Raw genomic sequence first — 20,541 nt, 5'->3', positions numbered from 1 at the left:
GGAGAAATGCTTGAATCTTACCGCCGTACCGCTGCCGAACGGGCCCATGAGGGAATTCCACCCCTGCCGCTAGATGCCCAGCAAACGTCGGAACTGTGTGAACTGCTGAAAAATCCGCCGGCACAAGAAGAAGAAACCTTAATAGAATTATTGCGCGATCGCGTCCCCCCAGGCGTAGACAGCGCCGCCTACGTCAAAGCTGGTTTTCTAACTGGCATTGCTAAAGGCGAAATCCACAGCCCCCTAATTGCTCCCAAATGGGCAGTTTACCTGCTGGGGACAATGATGGGCGGTTACAACGTCCAATCTTTAATCGATTTGCTCAATCCTACTGCGGAAATTGCCATTCCCGCCACCGCAGCCCGGGCACTGAGCAAAACGTTGTTAGTATTCGACGCTTTCCACGATATTCTGACTTTATCCGATACCAATCCCTACGCCAAGCAGGTAGTCGATTCTTGGGCGGATGCCGAGTGGTTTACCAGCCGCCCCCAACTGCCAGAAGCGATTACCGTTACAGTCTTCAAAGTTCCTGGAGAAACCAATACTGACGACTTGTCGCCAGCACCTCATGCTACCACGCGGCCGGACATTCCCCTACACGCTTTGGCGATGCTCGAAAGTAAGATGCCTGGGGCTTTGCAAACCATTGCAGACTTGAAGCAAAAAGGTTATCCCGTAGCTTATGTTGGTGATGTTGTCGGTACCGGTTCGTCGCGGAAATCGGCGATTAATTCCGTGCTCTGGCATATTGGCAATGATATTCCGTTTGTGCCGAACAAGCGCAGTGGCGGTTATATTTTAGGAAGTGCGATCGCCCCGATATTCTTCAATACCGCTGAAGATTCCGGCGCTTTGCCGATCGAATGTGATGTCTCCCAAATGGAAACAGGAATGGTAATTACCATCCATCCCTACAAAGGCGAAATCACCAACGAAGCCGGAGAAATCATCTCCACCTTCACCCTCAAACCCGACACAATTCTAGACGAAGTTCGCGCCGGTGGCCGAATTCCGCTATTAATTGGACGAACTTTAACCGACAAAACCCGCGCAGCTTTAGGACTAAAACCAAGCACTATTTTTACCCGCCCTACAATCCCAGTAGATACGGGCAAAGGCTTCACTTTAGCACAAAAAATGGTAGGCAAAGCTTGCGGTTTGTCCGGCGTTCGTCCCGGTACATCTTGCGAACCAGTCATGACAACAGTCGGATCGCAAGATACCACCGGGCCAATGACTCGCGACGAATTGAAAGAACTTGCTTGTTTGGGATTTAGCGCCGATTTGGTGATTCAAAGTTTCTGCCACACCGCCGCTTATCCAAAACCAGTTGATGTCAAAACTCACCACGAATTGCCCGATTTCATGGCAGAGCGCGCCGGCATAGCTTTGCGCCCCGGAGACGGCATTATTCACTCTTGGCTGAACCGGATGTTATTGCCAGATACAGTGGGAACGGGCGGCGATTCTCACACTCGTTTTCCTTTGGGAATTTCCTTTCCTGCGGGTTCGGGATTGGTCGCATTTGCTGCAGCCTTGGGCGTCATGCCTTTGGATATGCCAGAATCGGTTTTAGTACGGTTTAAAGGTGAATTGCAGCCCGGAGTAACGCTGCGGGATGTTGTGAATGCAATTCCCTATGTGGCCATTCAAAAAGGTTTGCTAACCGTCGAGAAACAGAACAAGAAAAACATCTTTTCTGGACGGATTATGGAGATTGAAGGTTTGCCCGATTTGAAGGTCGAGCAGGCTTTTGAATTGACCGATGCGACGGCCGAGCGTTCTTGCGCTGGATGCACGATTAAATTGAGCGTGGAGACTGTTTCTGAGTACATTCGTTCCAATGTCGCGCTGCTGAAAAACATGGTGGCGCGGGGCTATCAAGATGCGCGGACGATGATGCGCCGGGTGGCTAAGATGGAGGAATGGCTGGCAAATCCGGTGCTGATGGAGGCGGATGCTGATGCGGAATACGTTGAAATCATCGAAATCGATCTGAACGAGATTACAGAGCCAATTGTGGCTGCTCCCAATGACCCGGATAATGTTAAGTTGTTGAGTGAGGTTGCGGGCGATCGGGTTGACGAAGTATTTGTCGGTTCCTGCATGACAAATATCGGTCACTACCGCGCCACAGCGAAGGTGTTGGAAGGTGCAGGGGAAGTGAAAACTCGCCTGTGGATTTGTCCGCCAACTCGCATGGACGAACAGCAACTCAAAGAAGAAGGTTATTACAGCATTTTTGGAGCTGCTGGAGCTCGTACAGAAATGCCTGGTTGCAGTCTTTGTATGGGCAATCAAGCGCGGGTTAAAGATGCGACAACGGTGTTTTCAACTTCTACTCGCAACTTTAACAACCGCATGGGCAAAGATGCTCAAGTTTATCTCGGTTCGGCGGAATTGGCTGCCGTTTGTTCGCTGTTAGGTCGCATTCCTACAGTCCAAGAATACAACGACATTGTGTCGAAGAGAATCGATCCTTTTGCTGGTGATTTGTATCGGTATTTGAATTTCGATCAAATTGCTGGTTTTGAGGATGAAGGACGAGTGATTGCTTTGGAAGATATGCCTCGAATTGAGGATATTTTGGGGATTCCCGATGGTGTGTTGAGCAAGTAAAAAGTGGGGCGGGCAATTGCCCGCCCTTTGTTTATAATATGAGTAAATGAGAGAAAGGAAAAAAGTAATTATGTCCGAACAAGTTTTAAGCAGCGAAAGCCAAGGGACAGTAGAATCAGCGCCCGAAACTCCTACGGTTGAAGACAAAGAAAGCGATCGCCCATTAAGCCAGCCGATCGCGGAATTCCTCCGCGTAATTCAGCAAACTCCCAGAGAATATTGGCCAAACTTACTTCAGATGATGCGCTTATTTCTGGAAACGGTGACAGTAAAGCCCGTATTGTCCGAGCCTCCCCAGACATCTGAGAAAATAGACATTACTAAACTGTCGCTGGAGGAACGGATACAAAGAAATAAAGGTGCAATTGAATTAATCAATTCATGGATTGAGGAGGGAGATGAACAAGAACAAACAGAAACCGCTGAATATCTCCGTAAAGCTTTAGATGAAGACCGCCTTTCTAATCGGCCATTATTCCCATGAGTAGAGTAATAATTCTCGACTCTGGCCCATTAGGAATGGTAACAAACCCTAAAGCATCCTCTGCTGAAATTCAAGAGTGCAAAGTTTGGCTAAACTCTTTAATGCGGAGGGGCGAAATAATAATTCTGCCTGAAATTGCTGACTACGAAGTGCGACGGGAGTTGATCCGCGCAGGTAAATTAGCAGGTATTCAACGGCTTGATGAATTGAAATTACAACTTACATACCGTCCTTTGACTACAGAGGTAATGCTTTTAGCCGCTCAGTTGTGGGCTGACGCGAGAAGGAGAGGAAGACCAACAGCCGAACCTAATGCACTTGACGGGGATGTGATTTTGGCGGCTCAAGCAATATTGGAGGCAAGTGAAGGCAATGATGTGGTAATTGCTACAACAAATGTGGGGCATTTGTCGCAATTTGTTGATGCTCGCGAGTGGCGACTAATTCAGTAATCTTTAAATCGATCGCACTTACGCACTTAGCCAATCCCTGCTATACTTTCAAATACAGATATTTTTACAGACACCGTTAGCGAGATAAACAGGATGGTGGAAACAGTGGACACAATCGAAAAAATTGACGATCGCACACAAACCCGCTACTGGGGTCAAGTTACAGTCATAGACGCGGGCGATCGTTATAAGATCAATCGCATTGAAGTCAAGCCGGGGCATCACATCAGCACCCAAATGCACTATCACCGCAGCGAGCACTGGGTTGTCGTCTCCGGTACCGCTAAAGTTATCTGCGACGACAAAGAGACGATTCTCATGCAGAAACAGTCAACCTACGTTCCCATGAATACTGCTCACCGCGTAGAAAATCCAGGCGTTATTCCCTTGGTGATGATTGAAATCCAAAATGGTGAATACCTCGGCGATGATGACATTATCCGCTTCGCCCAAGATGCTCACGAGCAAGATTGATCCTAGAACCCCAAATATGAAGCAATCGCAGACACCGGGGAAAAGCTTCGCACACCGAACAATGACCGAAAGCATCCAGGATACAAGCCCCCGGATTCATCTCGCGCAAGTCAATGCTTTAATCTAAAATCTAAAATCTAAAATCTAAAATCGATTGACCTACGCAGCGACAGGAAACCAGATAATATCATGTCCGCTCGATTGACCATAATATCCCGGCCGGGCGGGTTTTTGAGATTGTCAATTATTGGCAGATATTGTTAGTGAACCCGCCCCTACCTGATGAAGGGTAATCGACCGGACATGATATAAATCCTACCATTAAAACTGTAGGGGCAATTTCAGAATTGCCCCTACCTTATTATATTAACTTTGTTAAGCACCAGAATTTGATATAGCAATTGGCGATCGTCCTACGGCAAAGAAGCGTTTTTCAAATCTACATTTGCCATATTGGCATTCTTTAAATTAGCACCTGTCAAGTCCGAACCGTTCAAATTTGCACCGTTCAAATTTGCATTGGTCAAATTTGCATCCCGCAAGTTGACTCCCTGTACGTCTATTCCCGACAAACTGCCACCTCTGAGGCTGACATTAGATAAATTCGCTAAAGACTGGCGAGCATTTCTCAAGTTTGCACCTGCCAAATTGGCGCTTTCTAAATTAGCGCCGATTAAATTAGCGCTGGTGAGGTTGCTATTTTTCAAACTCGCAATCACTAAACCAGCCAAACTCAGATTAGCGCGGCTCAAATCAGCACCCTCCAAATTAGCCCCGTGCATTTTAGCCGCAATTAAACTCGCACCTTGCAATTTAGCTTGTTTCAGATTTGCTTCATTCAGTTTGGCTTCGTTCAAATTTGCACCGTTCAAATTTGCACCGCTCAGATTCGCACCGCTCAAATCTGCGCCCGTCAAATCAATACCAGCAAGCTCCGCTCCTGTCAAGTCACATTGGGTACATTTTTTAGTTTCTAATAATTGTTTGACGTGTGATACGTTTTCTGCCTTTACTCCCGAGGCACAACCGATCGCAATCAGCAGCCCTGTTGTTGTTAAAATTCCAAGTTTCATATACCCACCCTCAGCAAAATCTCTCTCTTAATAATATCCCACATTATTAAAGAGGGTTGGGTGATCAGTCTCTTTGATAAACTGTGACAATCATCACCCTGTTGTGTACAAAATATGCAATAATTATTGACGTTTCAACTCCCCCAAATTATTGTAACGAATTATTGCTTTTTCAGGAACCAAAAAGGAAAAGATTGCGTCGGTTCGAGACGGACGCCGGTAATGCTGTTCTGAGCAAACGTATAGTCCTTATCCTGCCAAAGAGGGATGAAAGGTACATCTTTACCCAGTATGTCTTGAATTTCGGCAAATATGCCTTTGCGGGTTTCAGGGTTTGTTTCTTTGCGCTGCTTGTCGATCAGTTGATTTACCCGATCGCTATAATAAAACGAACCCTGACTTTGACTTGCACCCTTGGAGCAGCCCCCAGCCTCCGAACCTGTGGCACAATCTAAAAACGGCTGAATGTAATTGTCAGCGTCAAAAAAGTCGGCAGACCAATCCACTAAAACCGCTGGATAAATGCCCTTCTCTATGTTTTGAAACAAAGTCGGAGATTCAACGCTGTTAATTTCTACCTGCATTATCCCGTCCATTTTGAGTTTAGTTTGCGCCTCGATCGTACTCGCGACTAAAGCTCTTTTTCTTGAAGCCGAAGCATACCAAATTGGCAGAACAAAAGGATTTGTGGCCGAGTATCCCGCTTTCGTTAAAAGTTCCTTGGCTTTGGCCGTGTTGGCGTCGCCGTACAGTTCTTTGAAAACCGGTTTTTGAACGTCCAAGGTTGTGGGAATCAGACTGTAAAGCGGTTGTGCTTGTCCCTGCAGGACGCGCTCATTAATCAAGGGGCGATCCATCACTGCTGCGATGGCCTGTCTCACTTCTAACTTGTCCAGCGGTTTAGACTGCATATTCAGCGTCATGTAATTAACCGTACTGCTTTCCCCCGCGATTTTCTGCCATTTCCCTTTTTTTGCTCCCTCGTCCAAGCTGCGAACTTGGTCTGCATCCAGAGACAAATAAGCCACATCAACTGCACCAGTCTGAAAAGTATTGAACAAATTTGACGAACTAGAAAGCAACAAAATGTCAATTCCTTGATTAACCGGCTTTTCCCCCCAATACTTGTCAAACACGTCAAACTTGAGAGAATCGCTGCCGTACTTCGCCAGCTTGTAACGTCCAGTTCCCACAAAGGTATCGGGTTTAAATTTACCCGGCCCAATCTCGTAAGCTTTCGGAGAAACTGCACACATACCCGAAAATGTCAACAGGGAAGGAAAAGCAGCAAAAGGCTTTTTGAGTTGAAAAGTTAATTCGTATTCGCCCGTCGCTTTCACCGATTCTACTGCATCGCTCAACAACAAAGCCGGACTGCCGCCATTTTGGATAAACCGTTGCAAGGAAAATTCCATTGCTGCGGCGTTAAACGGTGTGTCGTCGTGAAAAATAACGCCTTGACGCAAGGGGATTGTATATGTCAATCCGTCTTGGCTAACTTTTGGCATTGCTGTCGCTAAGTGGGGGATTAACTCAGTAGTTCCAGACTTGTAAGCGTAGAGAGTGTCGCCCAAATTGCGTAGCAATTGTCCAGATAAGGTTTCGTAACCGTCCGCAGGGTCGATCGTCCGCAATTTCAAAGTTGTGCCAATAGTAACGCGGTTATTAGCATTTTCGCCGCTCGCAGTGACCGATGGACGTGTTCTTTGTCCACAACTTGCAGTTAACAAGCAGCAAAGAAAGAACAGAGCTATCGCTTTAATCACTGAAGGTTTTATATGTATTTTAGGCTGCTGCTTGTTGATTCTCATCGTCTTTTTTTGACACTCCAAATTACTGATTATATTATCAGGACTTACGCACTGTTAGACTAGAAACCGGATTTATTGATAGATTCTCATGTAATAAGCTGTTGTGCATTTAAATTGTATATTTCGAGTCCCGATCAAAAATCGCCAAATCCTCTCCCCCTCTCCCCCTCTCCCCTTCTCCCTCTCTAATACCATAGGCAATCTAGATGCAACACAGCTTATCACGTCCGAGCGATTGACCATAATATCCCGGCCGGGCGGGTTTTTGAGATTGTCAATTATTCGCAGATATTGTTGTTGAACCCGCCCCTACCTGATTTCGGTCGAAGCGAAGCGGAGGGAATCGACCGGACAGAAGATAATACAAATATCCCTGCCTAACCTGAGCAACTTAAAAGCTTGGTGATGTTCGATCGGTTTGAACTCCTTCTGATCAATTTTTAGAGCTTGCTGGCTCATGAGTATTCTTGCTAAGAAGTGCGACGATCGTCTTAATTAATTTATCCGGTTCGATCGGCTTTGCCAGATGTCGGTGAAATCCAGCTTGCAAAGCTTGCTGTTGATTAACCTCGCCCGCATACGCAGTAAGGGCGATCGCGGGAATCAGCCCGCCTTGTTCTGGCTGCAGGGCTCGCACTTGCCGCAACAGCATATAGCCATCCATCCCCGGCATTCCAATGTCGCTCACCAGGACATCTGGCTGGAAATTAGTCAACGCCGTGAGGGCTTCTTGAGGGACAGCAACAGTCAGTACCTCTGCACCTGCATCTTCTAGCAAAAAGGAAATCAACTCTCGCATATCCGGCTCATCATCTACCACAAGTACCCGCATCCCGGATAACGGTTCCTCCGCAGTCGATCGTTCCGAAAGTCCTGCAAGAGAGTTTTCTTGTCTTACCTTCCCTGATAGAGGCAGTCTTACAGTAAAGGTAGCTCCTAACCCTTCACCCTGGCTCTGGGCCCCAACGGTGCCCCCGTGCAGTTCGACTAGATGCCGCACGATCGCCAGCCCCAATCCCAAGCCACCAAACTTGCGGGTTGTAGCGCCATCTTTTTGGCGGAAGTAGTCAAACACGTAGGGTAAAAACTCCGGTGCGATGCCAATCCCTGTATCCGCCACCGTAATTTGAGCCTGATTGCCAACACGAGTCAAATTCACCTCAACGCGCCCCCCGGCTGAAGTAAATTTGACCGCATTGGAAACAAGATTCCAGACAATCTGCTGCAAACGGCCCGAATCCCCCAAAATTTGTCCGATCTGAGGATCTAACACAGTCCGAATATCAATGGATTTAGCAACAGCCGCCAAATTGACAGTTTCGATCGCCGATTCCACAGTTAAAGCTAAATCGACTGGACGAATATTAAGACTGAGCTTGCCTTGGAGAATTTTCGAGACATCAAGCAAATCTTCAATCAATTCACTTTGCAGCTTGGCATTGCGTTCGATCGTCGCTAACGCCTGTGCAGTTTTGGCCGCATCTAGCTTGCCAGTTTGCAGCAGCTTTGACCACCCCAGGATGGGATTGAGGGGCGATCGCAACTCATGGGATAGTACCGCTAAAAACTCATCCTTGATCCGATTTGCCTGTTTTAGCTGTTCCGCTTGCTGCTGCAGTGAATCGTTCAGATTTGCCCGTTCCAGAGCGATCGCGATCTGGTCACAGGTCGATCCCAGCAGCTCGATTTCAGCAGGCGTGAAGTCCGTCCGAGTCAGACTGGCAAAGGAGAGCGTTCCTAATAACCGTCCTTGAGCGATTAACGGTTGACCCACGTAAGCCGTGATGCCCAGTTCATAGGCGGCTTTACCATTCGGATGAGTGGAGAGTTCGGCTTGATTCAAGACAAGTTGCTGCTGCGTTTGGGCAACCAGTCCACAGAGATATTCCCCTAAATCGATCCATGCGATCGCCTGCGCCCTTTCTTCAGAGATGCCATCATAGTTTGTCAAATGCAGCATCCGGCGGTTGTCTTTTTCTTCCACCATGAAGTTGTAGTAAGAGTGCAGATCGAGTTGCACTGCAAGTTTGCGGAATAGCGTGTCCATCAAAGCCAGAGGCTGTTCTGTCTGCATCAGATCGCGGGTAGTTTCATACAGCAATTGCAGTCGCTCACTTGCTTGCCGTTGTGCAGTCTTGTCCTGCATGATTTTGACAAATCCCTGCAGACAATCCGCTTCATTAAGCAGGGGCATCATCAATCCACTGGCCCAAAAGCGATTCCCATCTTTGCGGACGTGCCAGCGTTCGTCTTCGGCCCGTCCTTGCAGTAGAGCCGTTTGCCTCTGGTACTCGGCTTGTCCTTGTTCGTTATCTTCGGGTGTGAAGATCATCCGACTCGAGCAACCAATTGCTTCTGTCTCGGTATAGCCCAACAACCTTTCTGCCCCTGAGTTCCAACTGGCAATGATGCCGTTAAGGTCGAGGGTGAAGATGGCATAATCTTTGGCGCTTTCAATGATCAGACGGAGGCGGGATTCACTCTCGCGTAGGGCTTCCTCAGCTTGTTTGTGGTCTTCAATATCAACACAGGAGCCGATGTAGCCCAAGAACTCACCTTCCAATCCGTAGCGAGGAACAGCTTCATCCATAATCCAACGGTATATGCCATCACAGCGTTTCAAGCGATAGTCCATCTTGAACGGTTGACGGGCATCAAAGGCAGTCACATACGTGTCTAAACAGCGATCGAAGTCGTCGGGGTGGACTCCTTCTGCCCAACCATTGCCCCTTTCTTGCTCGATCGTCCGTCCCGTAAAGTTTAGCCACGGGAGGTTGAAGTAATAACAGAGTTTATCGGTGCCCGACATCCAAATCAGCACAGGGGCGGCATCTGCCATCAGCCGGAACCGTGCCTCACTCTCCCGTAGTGTGGCTTCGGCTTGTTTGCGATCGGTGATATCGTTGACCAGTGCTACGAACCCTTCAACTTTTCCCTGGCTATTGAAGCGGGGAACATAGGTCGCATTGATATAACGGGTTCGACCGTCTTTGTAGGGAATTTGGGTTTCAAAGGTCACTTCCTCTCCTGCCAAGACTTGCTCAACATAAGGACGAATCTCTTCATAGGCAGTTTCGCCTAAAACCTCTTGAAGGTGCTTGCCATAGATGTCCGTTGCCGGATGTCCAAACCATTCTTCATATGCTCGATTGTTGAAGCGATAGCGCTGGTCTGAGTCTACAAAGGAAATCAAGGCAGGCACGGCATTGGTGACTAAACTAAGTTCTGCTTCTCGTTGTTGCAATACCTCCTCGGCCTGTTTTTGAGCGGTGACATTTCGGAAATAAATCGTAATCCCGTTCGCGGCAGGGTAGGTGCGAACGTCATACCAACGATCGTGATCGGGATAAAACGCCGTGACTGAAAAAGCCACGCGCTCGTTTGCCACGCGCCGATGAACCCGCTCAAACTCGGTGCCATTGAGTCCTGGGAATTCTTCCCACAAATTCTTCCCAATCAGAGCGCCCGGAGTGCGGTCTAGCAGAATTTCCGCTGACCGATTCACGTAAGTGAAACGCCAATTCTCATCAAGGGAAAAGAATCCATCATCAATACTTTCTAGAATGTTGCGACTCTGCTCTTCGCTTTGACGCAACGCTTCTTCGACTTGTTTGCGATCGCTGATGTCGATTAATACGCCGCGCATCGAAATTCTGACGCCATCAGCGTTGTAGGCGCAATCGCCCTTTGCCAAAATCCAACGAACGGTGCCATCTGCCCACAGCGTCCGATACTCAATTTCAGTATGCGGTTGATTCGCTTTTAGCTCAGTGAGGACGCTGTGAACGAATGGGCGATCGTCGTGATGCACCGCTTCTAAAAACACCTGCATGGACATTGCGGTATTGACGGGTAAACCAAACATCGCTTTGGCTATGTCCGTCAAACTCAGCGTGTCAGTTTCCATATCCCAATACCACAAACCCAAATTGCCGCCTTCGCAAGCCAGTCGGAGCTGTTCTTCGCTCTCGCGCAACGCTTGGAACGATCGATCGCGCTCGAAGGCGATGCTGGCAACTTGGATGCCAAACTCCGCGAGTTTGTATTCCCAATCAGTCGGCATCCGCGCCTCGCTAAAGCACAGCATCAGCGATCCCATAGGTACATTGTCCTGCCTGAGCACGGGCTGAGAATGACAGGCTAGAATGCCATGATCCACGCATAAATTTCGCCATGCTTGCGACCAGCGATCGTCGTTGGCAATGTCGGCGCAGGTCACGGACTGACCGCTATACACTGCTTCGCCGCAGGTTCCAATGCACAAATCGTTAATCGGAGCATCCTTGAGTCCTTCACCAAAAGACGGTGAAAAGTCTGGAGTAATGGATCTCTTAAACATCAGCCGCTGAGCATCGGCTAGCAGGAAGCAGGCGCGGGTACCCGGATTCAGCCTGGATACTGAGTCACACACGGCTGCCAGACAGTCGTCTAGTGGCTGCCCGAATGCGATCGACTCCAGCAGTCGTTTCTGCTCGATTAGGAGGAGTTCCGTCTGTTTGCGATCGGTAATGTCAGCAAGCAAAACGGTCAGTCCACTGGGCGAAGGGTAAATTCGATGGTCATGCCAACGCTTGCAAGGTGAGTAGAGATAATCAAACTGGAGCGGTGTTTGTTCGCGCATTGCCCGATGAAACTGCACATAAGCATCGGTGTTAACGGCAGCCGGAAATAGCTCCCAAACGTTCTGACCCAGAATCGCTGACCGCGACATTCCAACCATTTCACAGTAGCGATCGTTGGCATAGGTGTAGCGCCAATCGCGATCGAGGATGTAAAACCCATCGTTGATGGTAGAAAGTACCGTTTCTAGCTGTTCTTTTGCCGCAGTCGCCGCAGTTTGTGCTACTTGGCCCCGAACCTGGGCTTTTTGTTCTAGGAACCTTGCCTCCTGTAAAGTTTGCAAGGCTGCTTTTGCGTTTCTTATAGCAGTGCGCCACGATAGATTGAGTGAAGCGCTCAATCCTGCGGCGATCGAAAACATACCCAGCCGAACAATTGTCTCTACATTAACTATCTGTAAGGAATAGAACGGCTCAATAAAAAAATAGTTGATTGCCAGCGTAGATAAAATTGTTGCCAGAAACCCCGCCCCGAAACTGCCATACCAGGAACTCACCATCACCGCGATGAAAAACAGGGGCGTCGTGGTTGGGTAGAGCCACGGTAAAAGCGATCGGGTTAGCGCCAGTGCCACAGCCACGGAGAGGATCGCCACACCATAGGGAAGTAGTCGAATATCTCTGAAAATGCTGTTGATTCCCTCTAAACTCACCGTTTGTACTCCTTATCCGAAAAATATCTTGCTCGCAGCGCCTTACTGCATTCGCGAAGCGTTGCATCTGGCAAATTATCAACTCATCCAGCAATATCTAAATTTGCTTGACTGCCAACCCAGAAGGCGTAGCCTGTCCATTTTCCCAACGATTAATCGTGGCAAAGGTCATCCGTTCTAAAAAACTTACCCATAGCTACCCAAATCTTGACATAGCTAGACATGAGTGCTTGTGGTGTTAACTTCCTGTTTCACAGTAGCGACAACATGACTGCTGTCGGGTTTGTCTACTCCGCAGGCTGACGGGAGTGGAACTCACCGCCAATTCTGAACGTTCTGGAATAAATATTCCTTCAAACCAACGTTCTATATTTTTCGACGCATTCAAGTCACGGTCTTGAATATTTCCACAACTGGGACATTCAAAGGCTCGGACTCTTAATGGCATTTTATGCCGATGATTACAGCAATTTGAACAGATTTGACTGCTAGGAAAGAATCGATCTATGAGCGTCAATTTTGAGTTAAACTTTTCGGTTTTATATTCAAGTTGACGCTTGAATTCGTACATGGCGCAGTCGGCGATTGCACCAGCTAACTTGTGGTTCTTCAAAAAGGCCTTAACATTCAAATCTTCAATCTTCACCTCACTGTGGTTTTTGGCGAGGTAAGTTGTTAGCTTATGAATAGCATCTTTTCGGATGTTTGACACTTTTAGGTGCAGCAAGGCTTGTTTAGCGATTGCCTTTTTGCGGTTGTTAGACCCTTTGACTCGCGCACAGACACGCCGTTGCAGACGTTTCATTTTACGGTTCATCCGACGATAGGCTTTAGGGTTGGCAAAGACTTCGCCGTTAGAACAAACAGCTAGCTGCTTGATGCCGATATCAACTCCGACAGTAGGACGGTCACGTAGAGTTGCGGGCTGCTCAATTTCGTATTTAAAAGCAATGAACCATCTGTCAGCTTTTCGACTGATTACGCAGTTGTGAACTGCCGTAATTGGTAATGGTTCGTGCAGCCTAACCCAGCCAATCTTAGGTAACTTGACACGCTTGCCGTCGTTATTAATTCCTGGCTTTGCTTTGGTTCCTTGTTCTAGGTAGAAGGAGTCCCCCGATACACCTTTCTTTTTGAATCTAGGTTGTTTAGATACCTTTTTGAAGCATCTATCCCAAGCTGTTATCAATTCAGTTAGAGCCTGTTGTGGGCTTGCTTTGGAAGATTCGTAATACCAGGGATGCTCATGTTTGACTTCTGCCACTAAACGCTTGTGTAGATCAATTGCAGAAGGGATCTTAATAGTTTTATCCGTCTTCCTGAGTGTCAATGTTTCAAGGATGATTGAATTTGCCCAGTTGTAAGCGTGTCTTGCTACTCCGCAATGCTGCCGAAATCTAGTCACCTGTTTGTTATTAGGTTTTAATTCCGTCTTGAAACTAAGTAACATTTGCTTTTACCTCATTTCTGCCTTACTCTTATTGTATGCGGAATTAATACGGAACAAGAAAATGCCTAGAAAAAAGATTTACAGCGAGCCTAAGCGTAAGGTCAACCTCAGCCTAACCGAGACTGCTACTAAGTGGCTAGAGGAAAAACGAGTTCAGCTTACCGCAAGCAGTCTTAGTGACGTTATCGAGAGACTTGCTAGAGAGTTACCCAACAATTCCATCAATGGGTAACTTTGTCCAAGAATCACGTTACAGCTTTAAACCCTAATTCATCCGCCAACTTTTTCTGATACAGCTTCAGCCCTTGCGGCCGTTCTCGCACCAAATTACCGATCGCTGGTTTTGGAGCCCTAAGCCGTTCTATTTTGAGAAGCCTCAGAAGTAACAGGTATAAAGCTATTTATATTTTACACCTTTGACAGATGCTAGGGGTCAGTCATCTCTCTCAAGATATATAGCCATCCTTACAGGAGTCGTAAATTTTTTACCCCACCCCAACCTTCCCCGAACCCGCTCTGAGAAAGTAAGAAATTCACAAATGATGCGAGGATGTCTATATGAAGTCAATCTTAAATCTAAAATAGACTAAGTTGCTTTAAATTCCTTTGAGGAGCGATCGCCAATCCCGACAGCGTTTCAGGTAAATGCGAGCTACCTGATCGCTGGGATTTGTTCGCAAACACTCTTCAAATAATTTTCCCGCTTCTCGGAATTCCTTGCGATCGCACAGTAACATAGCTTCATTATATACAGGCAAATTTGCTAGCTTTGCCGACATAATTTCCGGCATATCTGCATCAAATACCTCATAGACTACGACATATTGAGATTTTCCTTTAACCTGTACTTTATCCACAATCCTAATAGCATAATCGTTCGGATTTCGCAACCGTTCTAAAGTCTGCTGAGAAATTAACAGAGGTACGCCGTAATCTTTGGTCAATCCTTCAATGCGAGATGCTAAATTAACAGCATCGCTAATCACAGTGCTGTCCATTCGGCTTTTCCCCCCGACTGTCCCCAGCATCAAAGAACCCGAATTGATGCCAATGCCAATTCGGATCGGGACGTAGCCGACCTCTAGACGGTATTCGTTGTAATTTTTGAGGGTATTTAGCATTGCAATACCCGCTTTCACTGCATCATCTGCAAAGTCACTAAACAAAGCCATAATTGCATCGCCGATGTATTTGTCAATAAACCCGTTATTGCTAGTAATGGCAGGCTCCATCCGCGAAAGGTAAGCATTGATAAATTTAAAATTTTCTTGGGGAGTCATAGTTTCGGAAAGCGTCGTGAAATCGCGAATATCCGAAAATAGCACCGACATTTCCTGCTGCACTTGGTCGCCTAAATGGACATCTATAATACTTTCATATCCCAACAAATTTAGAAATTGGTGCGGCACAAATCTACCGTAGGCATCAGTTAAGTCTGATTCGGCATCCAGGGATTTTTCTAAATTTTGGTTGAGGTCAAATAGTTTCTTAATAAATAACTGGCGATCTGCTTCAGCTTCTTTGCGTTCCGTGACATCTTGAAAAACTGCGATCGCAAAAGCAACTTTGCCACCCTCGTCGAAAATTGGCGTTCCCCAAATCTCTAGGGGAACTTTCTTGTCGGCTCGATGAATTTCCAGATCCTCAGCCGTCGCGTTTTCGCCCCTCAAAGCTCGGACGATAGGCAAATTCTCGAAAGGGTAAATAGTCTCAGTTCCCGCCATATAAATTTGATAACTTTCTGACAAATCCTCAACTGAATTTAAGGGCAAAACTCCTTGACCGAGCAACTGGTGTCCCGCGTGATTTACGTAGTAAGGTTTGCCTTGAGAATCGAGCACTACCACGCCTACCGGAATCGCTTCGAGAAATTGAGCCAGCTTGATTTCGCCTTCGCGCACCGCCTCGAATGCGCGAGAGCGCAACTCAGTTTCAACCGTATCGGAATGTTCAGCAGTAGTTTCCAGCAAGATTTCTAGATCCGCTTTTTCCTCCTTCAAGTCTTCCACTTGCTGGCGCAGTCTTTCTATCTCTAAAAGTAGCTGTTCTCTAGATGGTTGTTCTTCCAGCATAACTCTAGAATTTGCGCCTCGACTAACAAAAAATTGCTCAATAGCTCGCACCCAAAAAGTAAGCGTGTTTCTATAGAAATTCCAACTCTAAACCAGGCATCAGGCGCTGGAAATTCCTCAAAGATCTACTGTGCCAAGCTATGCTGTGAGAGCCTTGTACCGCCATTTGCACCCTGGCTGTTTTGCGGATCTCGATAATAAACTTCGATAGCATATTGATGCCAGAACTGTTCAAAAATTCTAACTGCTGCAAATTGAGGATAATTTTCGTCGGTTCCAAGTCGGCAACCTGGGCCAGCAACTGCGCTATCGGCGCGTACTCTGCAGGCCCGCTCAGTCTTAGAGATCCAATCAAACTCACGGTTGCCGTTGCTGGATCGTAACAGATCTGGTAATCTTCTGTATTAATTTCCATAGCCACAAAAAAAAGTCCCTTAAATATTATCGATCGCTAGCGTTGCTTATCAAAGAAATGGGTCTAAAACCCCGTCGTTCTACGAGGGCTTTGAGCTAGAATAGAGAAGTCTACAGGCTCAAGACGCGTTGAAATAGCTACGATGAGAGCGCACCTAGACAGTTCGGAGGGGCAATGCTTAACTGCAACCCTGAAGACACCAAGCTTTTTGCTTGAGTACAACGAAACATAGTCGCCTAGCGGGCATTGGGAGACTCTAAACGGACGTGGAGCGACGGTAAGACTACTTTGGTAGCGCGTTGCTGTGAAGCGTTAAGGAATCCTCGCTCCTTGAGGACGAGGAGGTATGTCAAACTGTTAATTGCACCATCGTTGTCACCGCAATTAATTCCGGGTCTTGGTGCACGGTCTGGAATTTCCAGCCAAGTTTGGCGGTATAATCGGTGAGCATGGTCAACAAACCCAATCCAGAATTGGTACAGTTGTCGTCAGCAGCATTTTTTTCCAACCGCTGAAGGTAAAGTTCGCTTGGCTCCGAGGCCAGCAACTCCTGAATATAAGCCTGAAACTTGTCCACAGCTTGCGGAGAGATGCTGTTAGCCACTGAGACAATCACTCCGTCGCTCTCTAATTGCAGTTTAATATCGATCGGGTACTCTGAGGTTTCATCATTAAACTTCATGGCATTTTCCAATAACTCGTTGGCAATGTAGCTAACAGCGCTTTTTATTTCAGCTTGTCTTTCAATTGTCGAGGGTTCATCTTGGTTGCCCGGAAAAAAAGTCGTCAGATAGTCAGCCAGAAAATCCGCCGACAAACCGTTGTTCCGCCACCGCTGCTTCAGAGGAACCGAACTCGGAGAAAATCCAATTATTAAGTATTCTTGGCTAGCGGGCTGCTCGATGAAATCGCCGAAAATCTGAGTCATACCGAGGTGAGAGCTAAAGTTTGAGATGAGGGGCATCACTGAATATATTTTAAACTTTAGAAGGGATATGCAAGTAGTTATTTTTGTTTGAGTACCAGCAATGTGATGTCATCAAAAACTTTTTGTTCGCCGATGTGCGATCGCACGTCCTTAATTACAGCGTGCCTGATTTCCGCAGCCGAACGCTGCCAATTAATCTCTATTACCTCAATTAACCTATCTAAACCATAAAGCACTTTATCCATATTTTTAGCTTCCGTAATCCCGTCAGTGTACAGCACAACCACATCTCCTGAACGCAAATGCACAATTTTCTCAGCAACAAATTCAGCAATATCTACATCCAGCCCGATCGGGAAACCCAAATCGATCGTATCAAACCGCTCGACAGAACCGTTACACCGCACAACAATCATTTCTTCATGCTGGCCACTCAATTTCAGCATCCCCTCCTCATAGTCTAGCAAAGCAAGGCTGGCGTTTTTATCGGATTTCATGCGCTGCACATTATCGTAAATTACACTGTTAATAGCACTTAAAAATCTTACTGGGTCTGGTTCATTGTAGGCGAGCAAGGTTCGCACTGCCGTTTGAACCATAATCATTAAAACCCCGCTCTCCAATCCGTGTCCCGTCACATCCCCAATGCCGATTTTTACTCTACCTTTGTGCTGGAGTACGTCGTAATAGTCGCCGCCTACTTCCTCAGCAGCTTCCATAAATCCCGCAATATCTAAGCCGATAACTTCGTTGAGCTCTCGGTCTTTGGGCAGCAGCATCTGCTGAATCTTGCGAGTAACGTCTAGTTCGGCGCTCATTCGCATATTTTCAGCTTTTAGGCGATCGTTGAGAACAGTAATTTTTTGATTTGCACCAACTAAGGCATCGGCAATTTTGTTGAACGCACCCACAACTTGCCCGAGTTCATCTCTGTTATCCAAAATAATTTTGTGGTTAAGATTGCCGTTTGCCATCTTTTTTGCAGCTTCGTCAAGGACAAATACAGTTTGCATAACGCTTCTGTAAAAACTTACAAATAAATAAATAACTAAGGCTAAGGTTATTAACACAACAATAGAAATTATGCGTTTCTTGGCAACAAAACTCTCAATGCGTTTTTGCAGGAGAAAGTCTAATTCCTTGATAGTTTCGTCCCACAGTTCAAAACTCGAATTCATAACTCTATCGCTGCCATCGAGATAGGCATAATATTCCACTAAGGCTGTGGGATAAATCAGTTTATCTATTTGCCCAGTTAGCTGCTCTACTACGGAGTTGAATTTGGTCACATCCTCGCTTAATTTCTGTCGCAGATTCCCGTGAGGATTATTGCTAGATCCTACCTCCATATTGATTGCTAAATCCTGATTAAGTTCTCTCAATTTGCCTGCCCAAGTAATCAGTTTCGATCTTTCTTCAGGTGTGGCATAGGAACGCAAGCTGTTTTTTTGAGAAATAAGCCTAATCTCTGACAAGAATTTTTGGATTTCTGGAATCTTCAGTAAGGTAGCATCCATCAAATAATAGGTATCAAGATCGGGGTCTAAAATTAGATTAGAAGTATCGCCGACGTGAGTGCTCATTCTATCAATGTCGGCCACTAAACGTTGATATACCAAATCGCAAGTTTCTAAACTCCACTGGCTGCGACGAAGTTTGAAGTTTTGCCAATCTTGATAAAGATTATTAAATTTTTCACTGGACATTAATATGTTTCCAAGCTGGCGATCTGTATTAGCTAGGGATTGAAAGTTCGCGTCCATCTTAGCTTCTAAATCGGCTCTCGTATCTGGCAGGCTTAAATTTGTATTTAAAGGCTGATAATTTAAGAGTTGCAGTTGAGGTATGTATTCCCTCAACTGGCGCAGTGGGCGCAGGTATTGATTACCGTAGATTTCTTTTTGGGAAAAATCAACCCTGCTGTTAATTTCGGAAATCAGCAGGTACATGACCAAGGTTAACGGTATTGCAAATAGAAGACCGATTAAGGTAAATTTTTGAGGATAGCTCAGCCGATTCATTAAATGGATTCCCAGAGATTTTCTGTTCATAATCGATAGATTTCAACAATATTCTACTAAAAAAGTAGCGATCGCTACTTTTTTAGTAGTTTCGGGGACGATCGCTCTAGAAAACCACAACGCTAATATAATTAATCAGCGATAGCTGATTTAATTTCTAATGCGTTTTCGTCCTGTTGCAACCCAATTTGAGGCATCCCTGTGATATCCTTGGCTCAGCTCGCTTCCCCCAGTCTAAAACACGTTTAGCAGTTTTGGGACGCAGAATAGTAATTTGTACTGAGATGCGGGCGCAAGATGAGAGGCTTTTAAGAATATTTACTTAAGCATAAATTTTTCTTAATACCCGGAGACAAAAAGTAAAAATTAAGTAATAACTGGGTAGTGCAAGTTTCCTGAAACACAACAGCCGGCAGCGAGTAGGAAATACTTGCGCCGCACGCACCAGCAGTCAAGTCGGTTCTGCACAAAGGAACCAATAGCACCAGCAATAGTGTCTAAATCAGTATCTGCAGTTGAGTGTTCAGGAGCGATCGCGCATTGTGTAAAGTGAGGCAGAGGGCGTATGATGAAAAGAATCTCCACAAATAAATTTCAAATAAATAAAAACCGAGACCAAAAGCAGCCCAATCCTGTAATCTTGGCTTTGGTGCTGACAGGAATTCTGGTATGGGAAATGTATCCGGCGCTAAGACACACCGCAGCAGCTAACGCGGGCGCTCTCAAAGATTCCCTTGCTCAGTTGGAAAGGCAACCGCCGCAAACCGCGCAGCAATTTTCCTCAGCAGCGGTGCCCCAAAAAATCAGCTATTCGGTATTGGCACTCAATACTCTAATTTCCGAACCGGGAAATTTGGCGGAGACGACTCCCCCAAATCCCCCGAACAAATTGCCCGCAACCGTAGCAGCAGCAGTTCGCCGAGAGTTGTCGGACTCCACTGGCATTGCTGCTGACAAGTTGAAAGTAACTGAATCGAGCGAACAAAGTTGGCCGAATACTTGTTTAGGACTCTCGAAAGCGGATGAAATTTGCGGTCAAATGATTGTTGAAGGTTGGCGGGTTGTGGTTTCTGATGGTAGGCAAACTTGGGTGTACCGTACTAATGCTAGGGGAAATATCTTGCGTTTGGAAAAAAAGTTAGCTAGGTAAATGTACCCTGTGAAATGAAATATAAGTTTCCTTTTGGAACAGGCAAGATGCCTGTTCCACAAAGAGTGAATTTTTTTGTGGGTGGGGCTCACAAACAGGCAAGATGCCTGTTCCACAAAGAGTGAGTTTTTTTGTGGGTGGTTTCTGGTGGGCTTCTGGGAACAGGCTTTCCGGCCTGTTCCACAAAGAGTGAGTTTTTTTGTGGGTGGTTTCTTGTGGGCTTCTGGGCACAGGCAAGATGCCTGTTCCACAAAGAGTGAGTTTTTTTGTGGGTGGTTTCTTGTGGGCTTCTGGGCACAGGCAAGATGCCTGTTCCA

Annotated in this window: 15 protein-coding genes; 6 read left to right on the top strand and 9 right to left on the bottom strand. The window is 46.4% G+C overall.

Annotated features, from left to right (window positions below):
- Positions 1-6 precede the first annotated feature (6 nt).
- From acnB to QT990_RS24730, 4 genes are all read left to right on the top strand, one after another.
- Complete coding sequence (gene acnB, locus QT990_RS24745) at positions 7-2,622, top strand: bifunctional aconitate hydratase 2/2-methylisocitrate dehydratase (protein ID WP_333465872.1); 2,616 nt, start codon at positions 7-9, stop codon at positions 2,620-2,622.
- A 70-nt stretch (positions 2,623-2,692) separates the two neighbouring features.
- On the top strand, positions 2,693-3,106 hold the full coding sequence (locus tag QT990_RS24740) for a hypothetical protein (protein ID WP_333142994.1): 414 nt from the start codon (positions 2,693-2,695) through the stop codon (positions 3,104-3,106).
- The gene (locus tag QT990_RS24735; RefSeq protein ID WP_333411279.1) at positions 3,103-3,558 is read left to right on the top strand and encodes a nucleic acid-binding protein; all 456 of its coding nucleotides are present in this window, start codon (positions 3,103-3,105) and stop codon (positions 3,556-3,558) included. Before QT990_RS24740 ends, QT990_RS24735 begins: the two co-directional genes overlap by 4 nt.
- Before the next feature lie 93 nt (positions 3,559-3,651).
- Positions 3,652-4,032 carry a cupin domain-containing protein gene (locus QT990_RS24730; RefSeq protein ID WP_445251431.1) on the top strand — a complete coding sequence of 127 codons (381 nt, stop codon included), beginning with the start codon at positions 3,652-3,654 and terminating at the stop codon, positions 4,030-4,032.
- 413 nt (positions 4,033-4,445) lie between these two features.
- Here the strand turns inward: QT990_RS24730 and QT990_RS24725 are convergent, their stop codons facing one another.
- The 4 genes from QT990_RS24725 to QT990_RS24710 form a co-directional block, all read right to left on the bottom strand.
- Complete coding sequence (locus tag QT990_RS24725; protein WP_333142996.1) at positions 4,446-5,105, bottom strand: pentapeptide repeat-containing protein; 660 nt, start codon at positions 5,103-5,105, stop codon at positions 4,446-4,448.
- Positions 5,106-5,266: 161 nt separating this feature from the next.
- Entirely contained in the window at positions 5,267-6,916 is a 1,650-nt protein-coding gene (locus QT990_RS24720; protein ID WP_333465871.1) for an ABC transporter substrate-binding protein, read from the bottom strand.
- Between the two features lie 433 nt (positions 6,917-7,349).
- The gene (locus QT990_RS24715; protein ID WP_333465870.1) at positions 7,350-12,188 is read right to left on the bottom strand and encodes a PAS domain S-box protein; all 4,839 of its coding nucleotides are present in this window, start codon (positions 12,186-12,188) and stop codon (positions 7,350-7,352) included.
- Positions 12,189-12,426: 238 nt separating this feature from the next.
- Entirely contained in the window at positions 12,427-13,638 is a 1,212-nt protein-coding gene (locus QT990_RS24710; RefSeq protein WP_333308660.1) for an RNA-guided endonuclease TnpB family protein, read from the bottom strand.
- Between the two features lie 61 nt (positions 13,639-13,699).
- Between QT990_RS24710 and QT990_RS24705 the strand changes: the two genes are divergently transcribed.
- Positions 13,700-13,870, top strand: a complete 171-nt coding sequence (locus QT990_RS24705) for a hypothetical protein (protein WP_333291488.1) — start codon at positions 13,700-13,702, stop codon at positions 13,868-13,870.
- Positions 13,871-14,234: 364 nt separating this feature from the next.
- On the opposite strand, the gene QT990_RS24700 is transcribed toward QT990_RS24705, so the two are convergent.
- The 4 genes from QT990_RS24700 to QT990_RS24685 form a co-directional block, all read right to left on the bottom strand.
- A complete protein-coding gene (locus QT990_RS24700) occupies positions 14,235-15,710 on the bottom strand; it encodes an adenylate/guanylate cyclase domain-containing protein (RefSeq protein ID WP_333308662.1) in 1,476 nt (491 codons plus the stop codon).
- A gap of 70 nt (positions 15,711-15,780) precedes the next feature.
- Positions 15,781-16,125: a slr1659 superfamily regulator gene (locus QT990_RS24695; RefSeq protein ID WP_333308680.1), complete on the bottom strand. Its 345-nt coding sequence runs from the start codon at positions 16,123-16,125 to the stop codon at positions 15,781-15,783.
- Positions 16,126-16,474: 349 nt separating this feature from the next.
- Positions 16,475-17,053 carry a DUF6272 family protein gene (locus QT990_RS24690; RefSeq protein ID WP_333143001.1) on the bottom strand — a complete coding sequence of 193 codons (579 nt, stop codon included), beginning with the start codon at positions 17,051-17,053 and terminating at the stop codon, positions 16,475-16,477.
- 77 nt (positions 17,054-17,130) lie between these two features.
- Positions 17,131-19,104 (bottom strand): SpoIIE family protein phosphatase, encoded by a 1,974-nt coding sequence (locus QT990_RS24685; protein ID WP_333411284.1) that lies wholly within the window; start codon positions 19,102-19,104, stop codon positions 17,131-17,133.
- Between the two features lie 535 nt (positions 19,105-19,639).
- Between QT990_RS24685 and QT990_RS24680 the strand changes: the two genes are divergently transcribed.
- Positions 19,640-20,224 carry a hypothetical protein gene (locus QT990_RS24680; RefSeq protein ID WP_333308666.1) on the top strand — a complete coding sequence of 195 codons (585 nt, stop codon included), beginning with the start codon at positions 19,640-19,642 and terminating at the stop codon, positions 20,222-20,224.
- Here the strand turns inward: QT990_RS24680 and QT990_RS24675 are convergent.
- Positions 20,213-20,541, bottom strand: a 329-nt coding sequence (locus QT990_RS24675) for a hypothetical protein (protein WP_333465869.1), incomplete at its 5' end; no start/stop codon positions are given. The genes QT990_RS24680 and QT990_RS24675 overlap by 12 nt on opposite strands.

Source organism: Microcoleus sp. T3_B1, assembly GCF_036700445.1.
Classification (GTDB): domain Bacteria; phylum Cyanobacteriota; class Cyanobacteriia; order Cyanobacteriales; family Microcoleaceae; genus Microcoleus.
Note: the sequence above shows the minus strand (reverse complement) of the source record. Positions and strands in the feature narration are given on the sequence as shown.

What these genes read in the sequence shown, in the direction of transcription:
- QT990_RS24705 (WP_333291488.1), top strand. Translation starts at nt 13,700, where the DNA reads ATGCCTAGAAAAAAGATTTACAGCGAGCCTAAGCGTAAGGTCAACCTC.
- QT990_RS24725 (WP_333142996.1), bottom strand. Translation starts at nt 5,105, where the DNA reads ATGAAACTTGGAATTTTAACAACAACAGGGCTGCTGATTGCGATCGGT.
- QT990_RS24735 (WP_333411279.1), top strand. Translation starts at nt 3,103, where the DNA reads ATGAGTAGAGTAATAATTCTCGACTCTGGCCCATTAGGAATGGTAACA.
- QT990_RS24720 (WP_333465871.1), bottom strand. Translation starts at nt 6,916, where the DNA reads ATGAGAATCAACAAGCAGCAGCCTAAAATACATATAAAACCTTCAGTG.
- QT990_RS24700 (WP_333308662.1), bottom strand. Translation starts at nt 15,710, where the DNA reads ATGCTGGAAGAACAACCATCTAGAGAACAGCTACTTTTAGAGATAGAA.
- QT990_RS24690 (WP_333143001.1), bottom strand. Translation starts at nt 17,053, where the DNA reads ATGACTCAGATTTTCGGCGATTTCATCGAGCAGCCCGCTAGCCAAGAA.
- acnB (WP_333465872.1), top strand. Translation starts at nt 7, where the DNA reads ATGCTTGAATCTTACCGCCGTACCGCTGCCGAACGGGCCCATGAGGGA.
- QT990_RS24740 (WP_333142994.1), top strand. Translation starts at nt 2,693, where the DNA reads ATGTCCGAACAAGTTTTAAGCAGCGAAAGCCAAGGGACAGTAGAATCA.
- QT990_RS24685 (WP_333411284.1), bottom strand. Translation starts at nt 19,104, where the DNA reads ATGAACAGAAAATCTCTGGGAATCCATTTAATGAATCGGCTGAGCTAT.
- QT990_RS24710 (WP_333308660.1), bottom strand. Translation starts at nt 13,638, where the DNA reads ATGTTACTTAGTTTCAAGACGGAATTAAAACCTAATAACAAACAGGTG.
- QT990_RS24680 (WP_333308666.1), top strand. Translation starts at nt 19,640, where the DNA reads ATGATGAAAAGAATCTCCACAAATAAATTTCAAATAAATAAAAACCGA.
- QT990_RS24695 (WP_333308680.1), bottom strand. Translation starts at nt 16,125, where the DNA reads ATGGAAATTAATACAGAAGATTACCAGATCTGTTACGATCCAGCAACG.
- QT990_RS24730 (WP_445251431.1), top strand. Translation starts at nt 3,652, where the DNA reads ATGGTGGAAACAGTGGACACAATCGAAAAAATTGACGATCGCACACAA.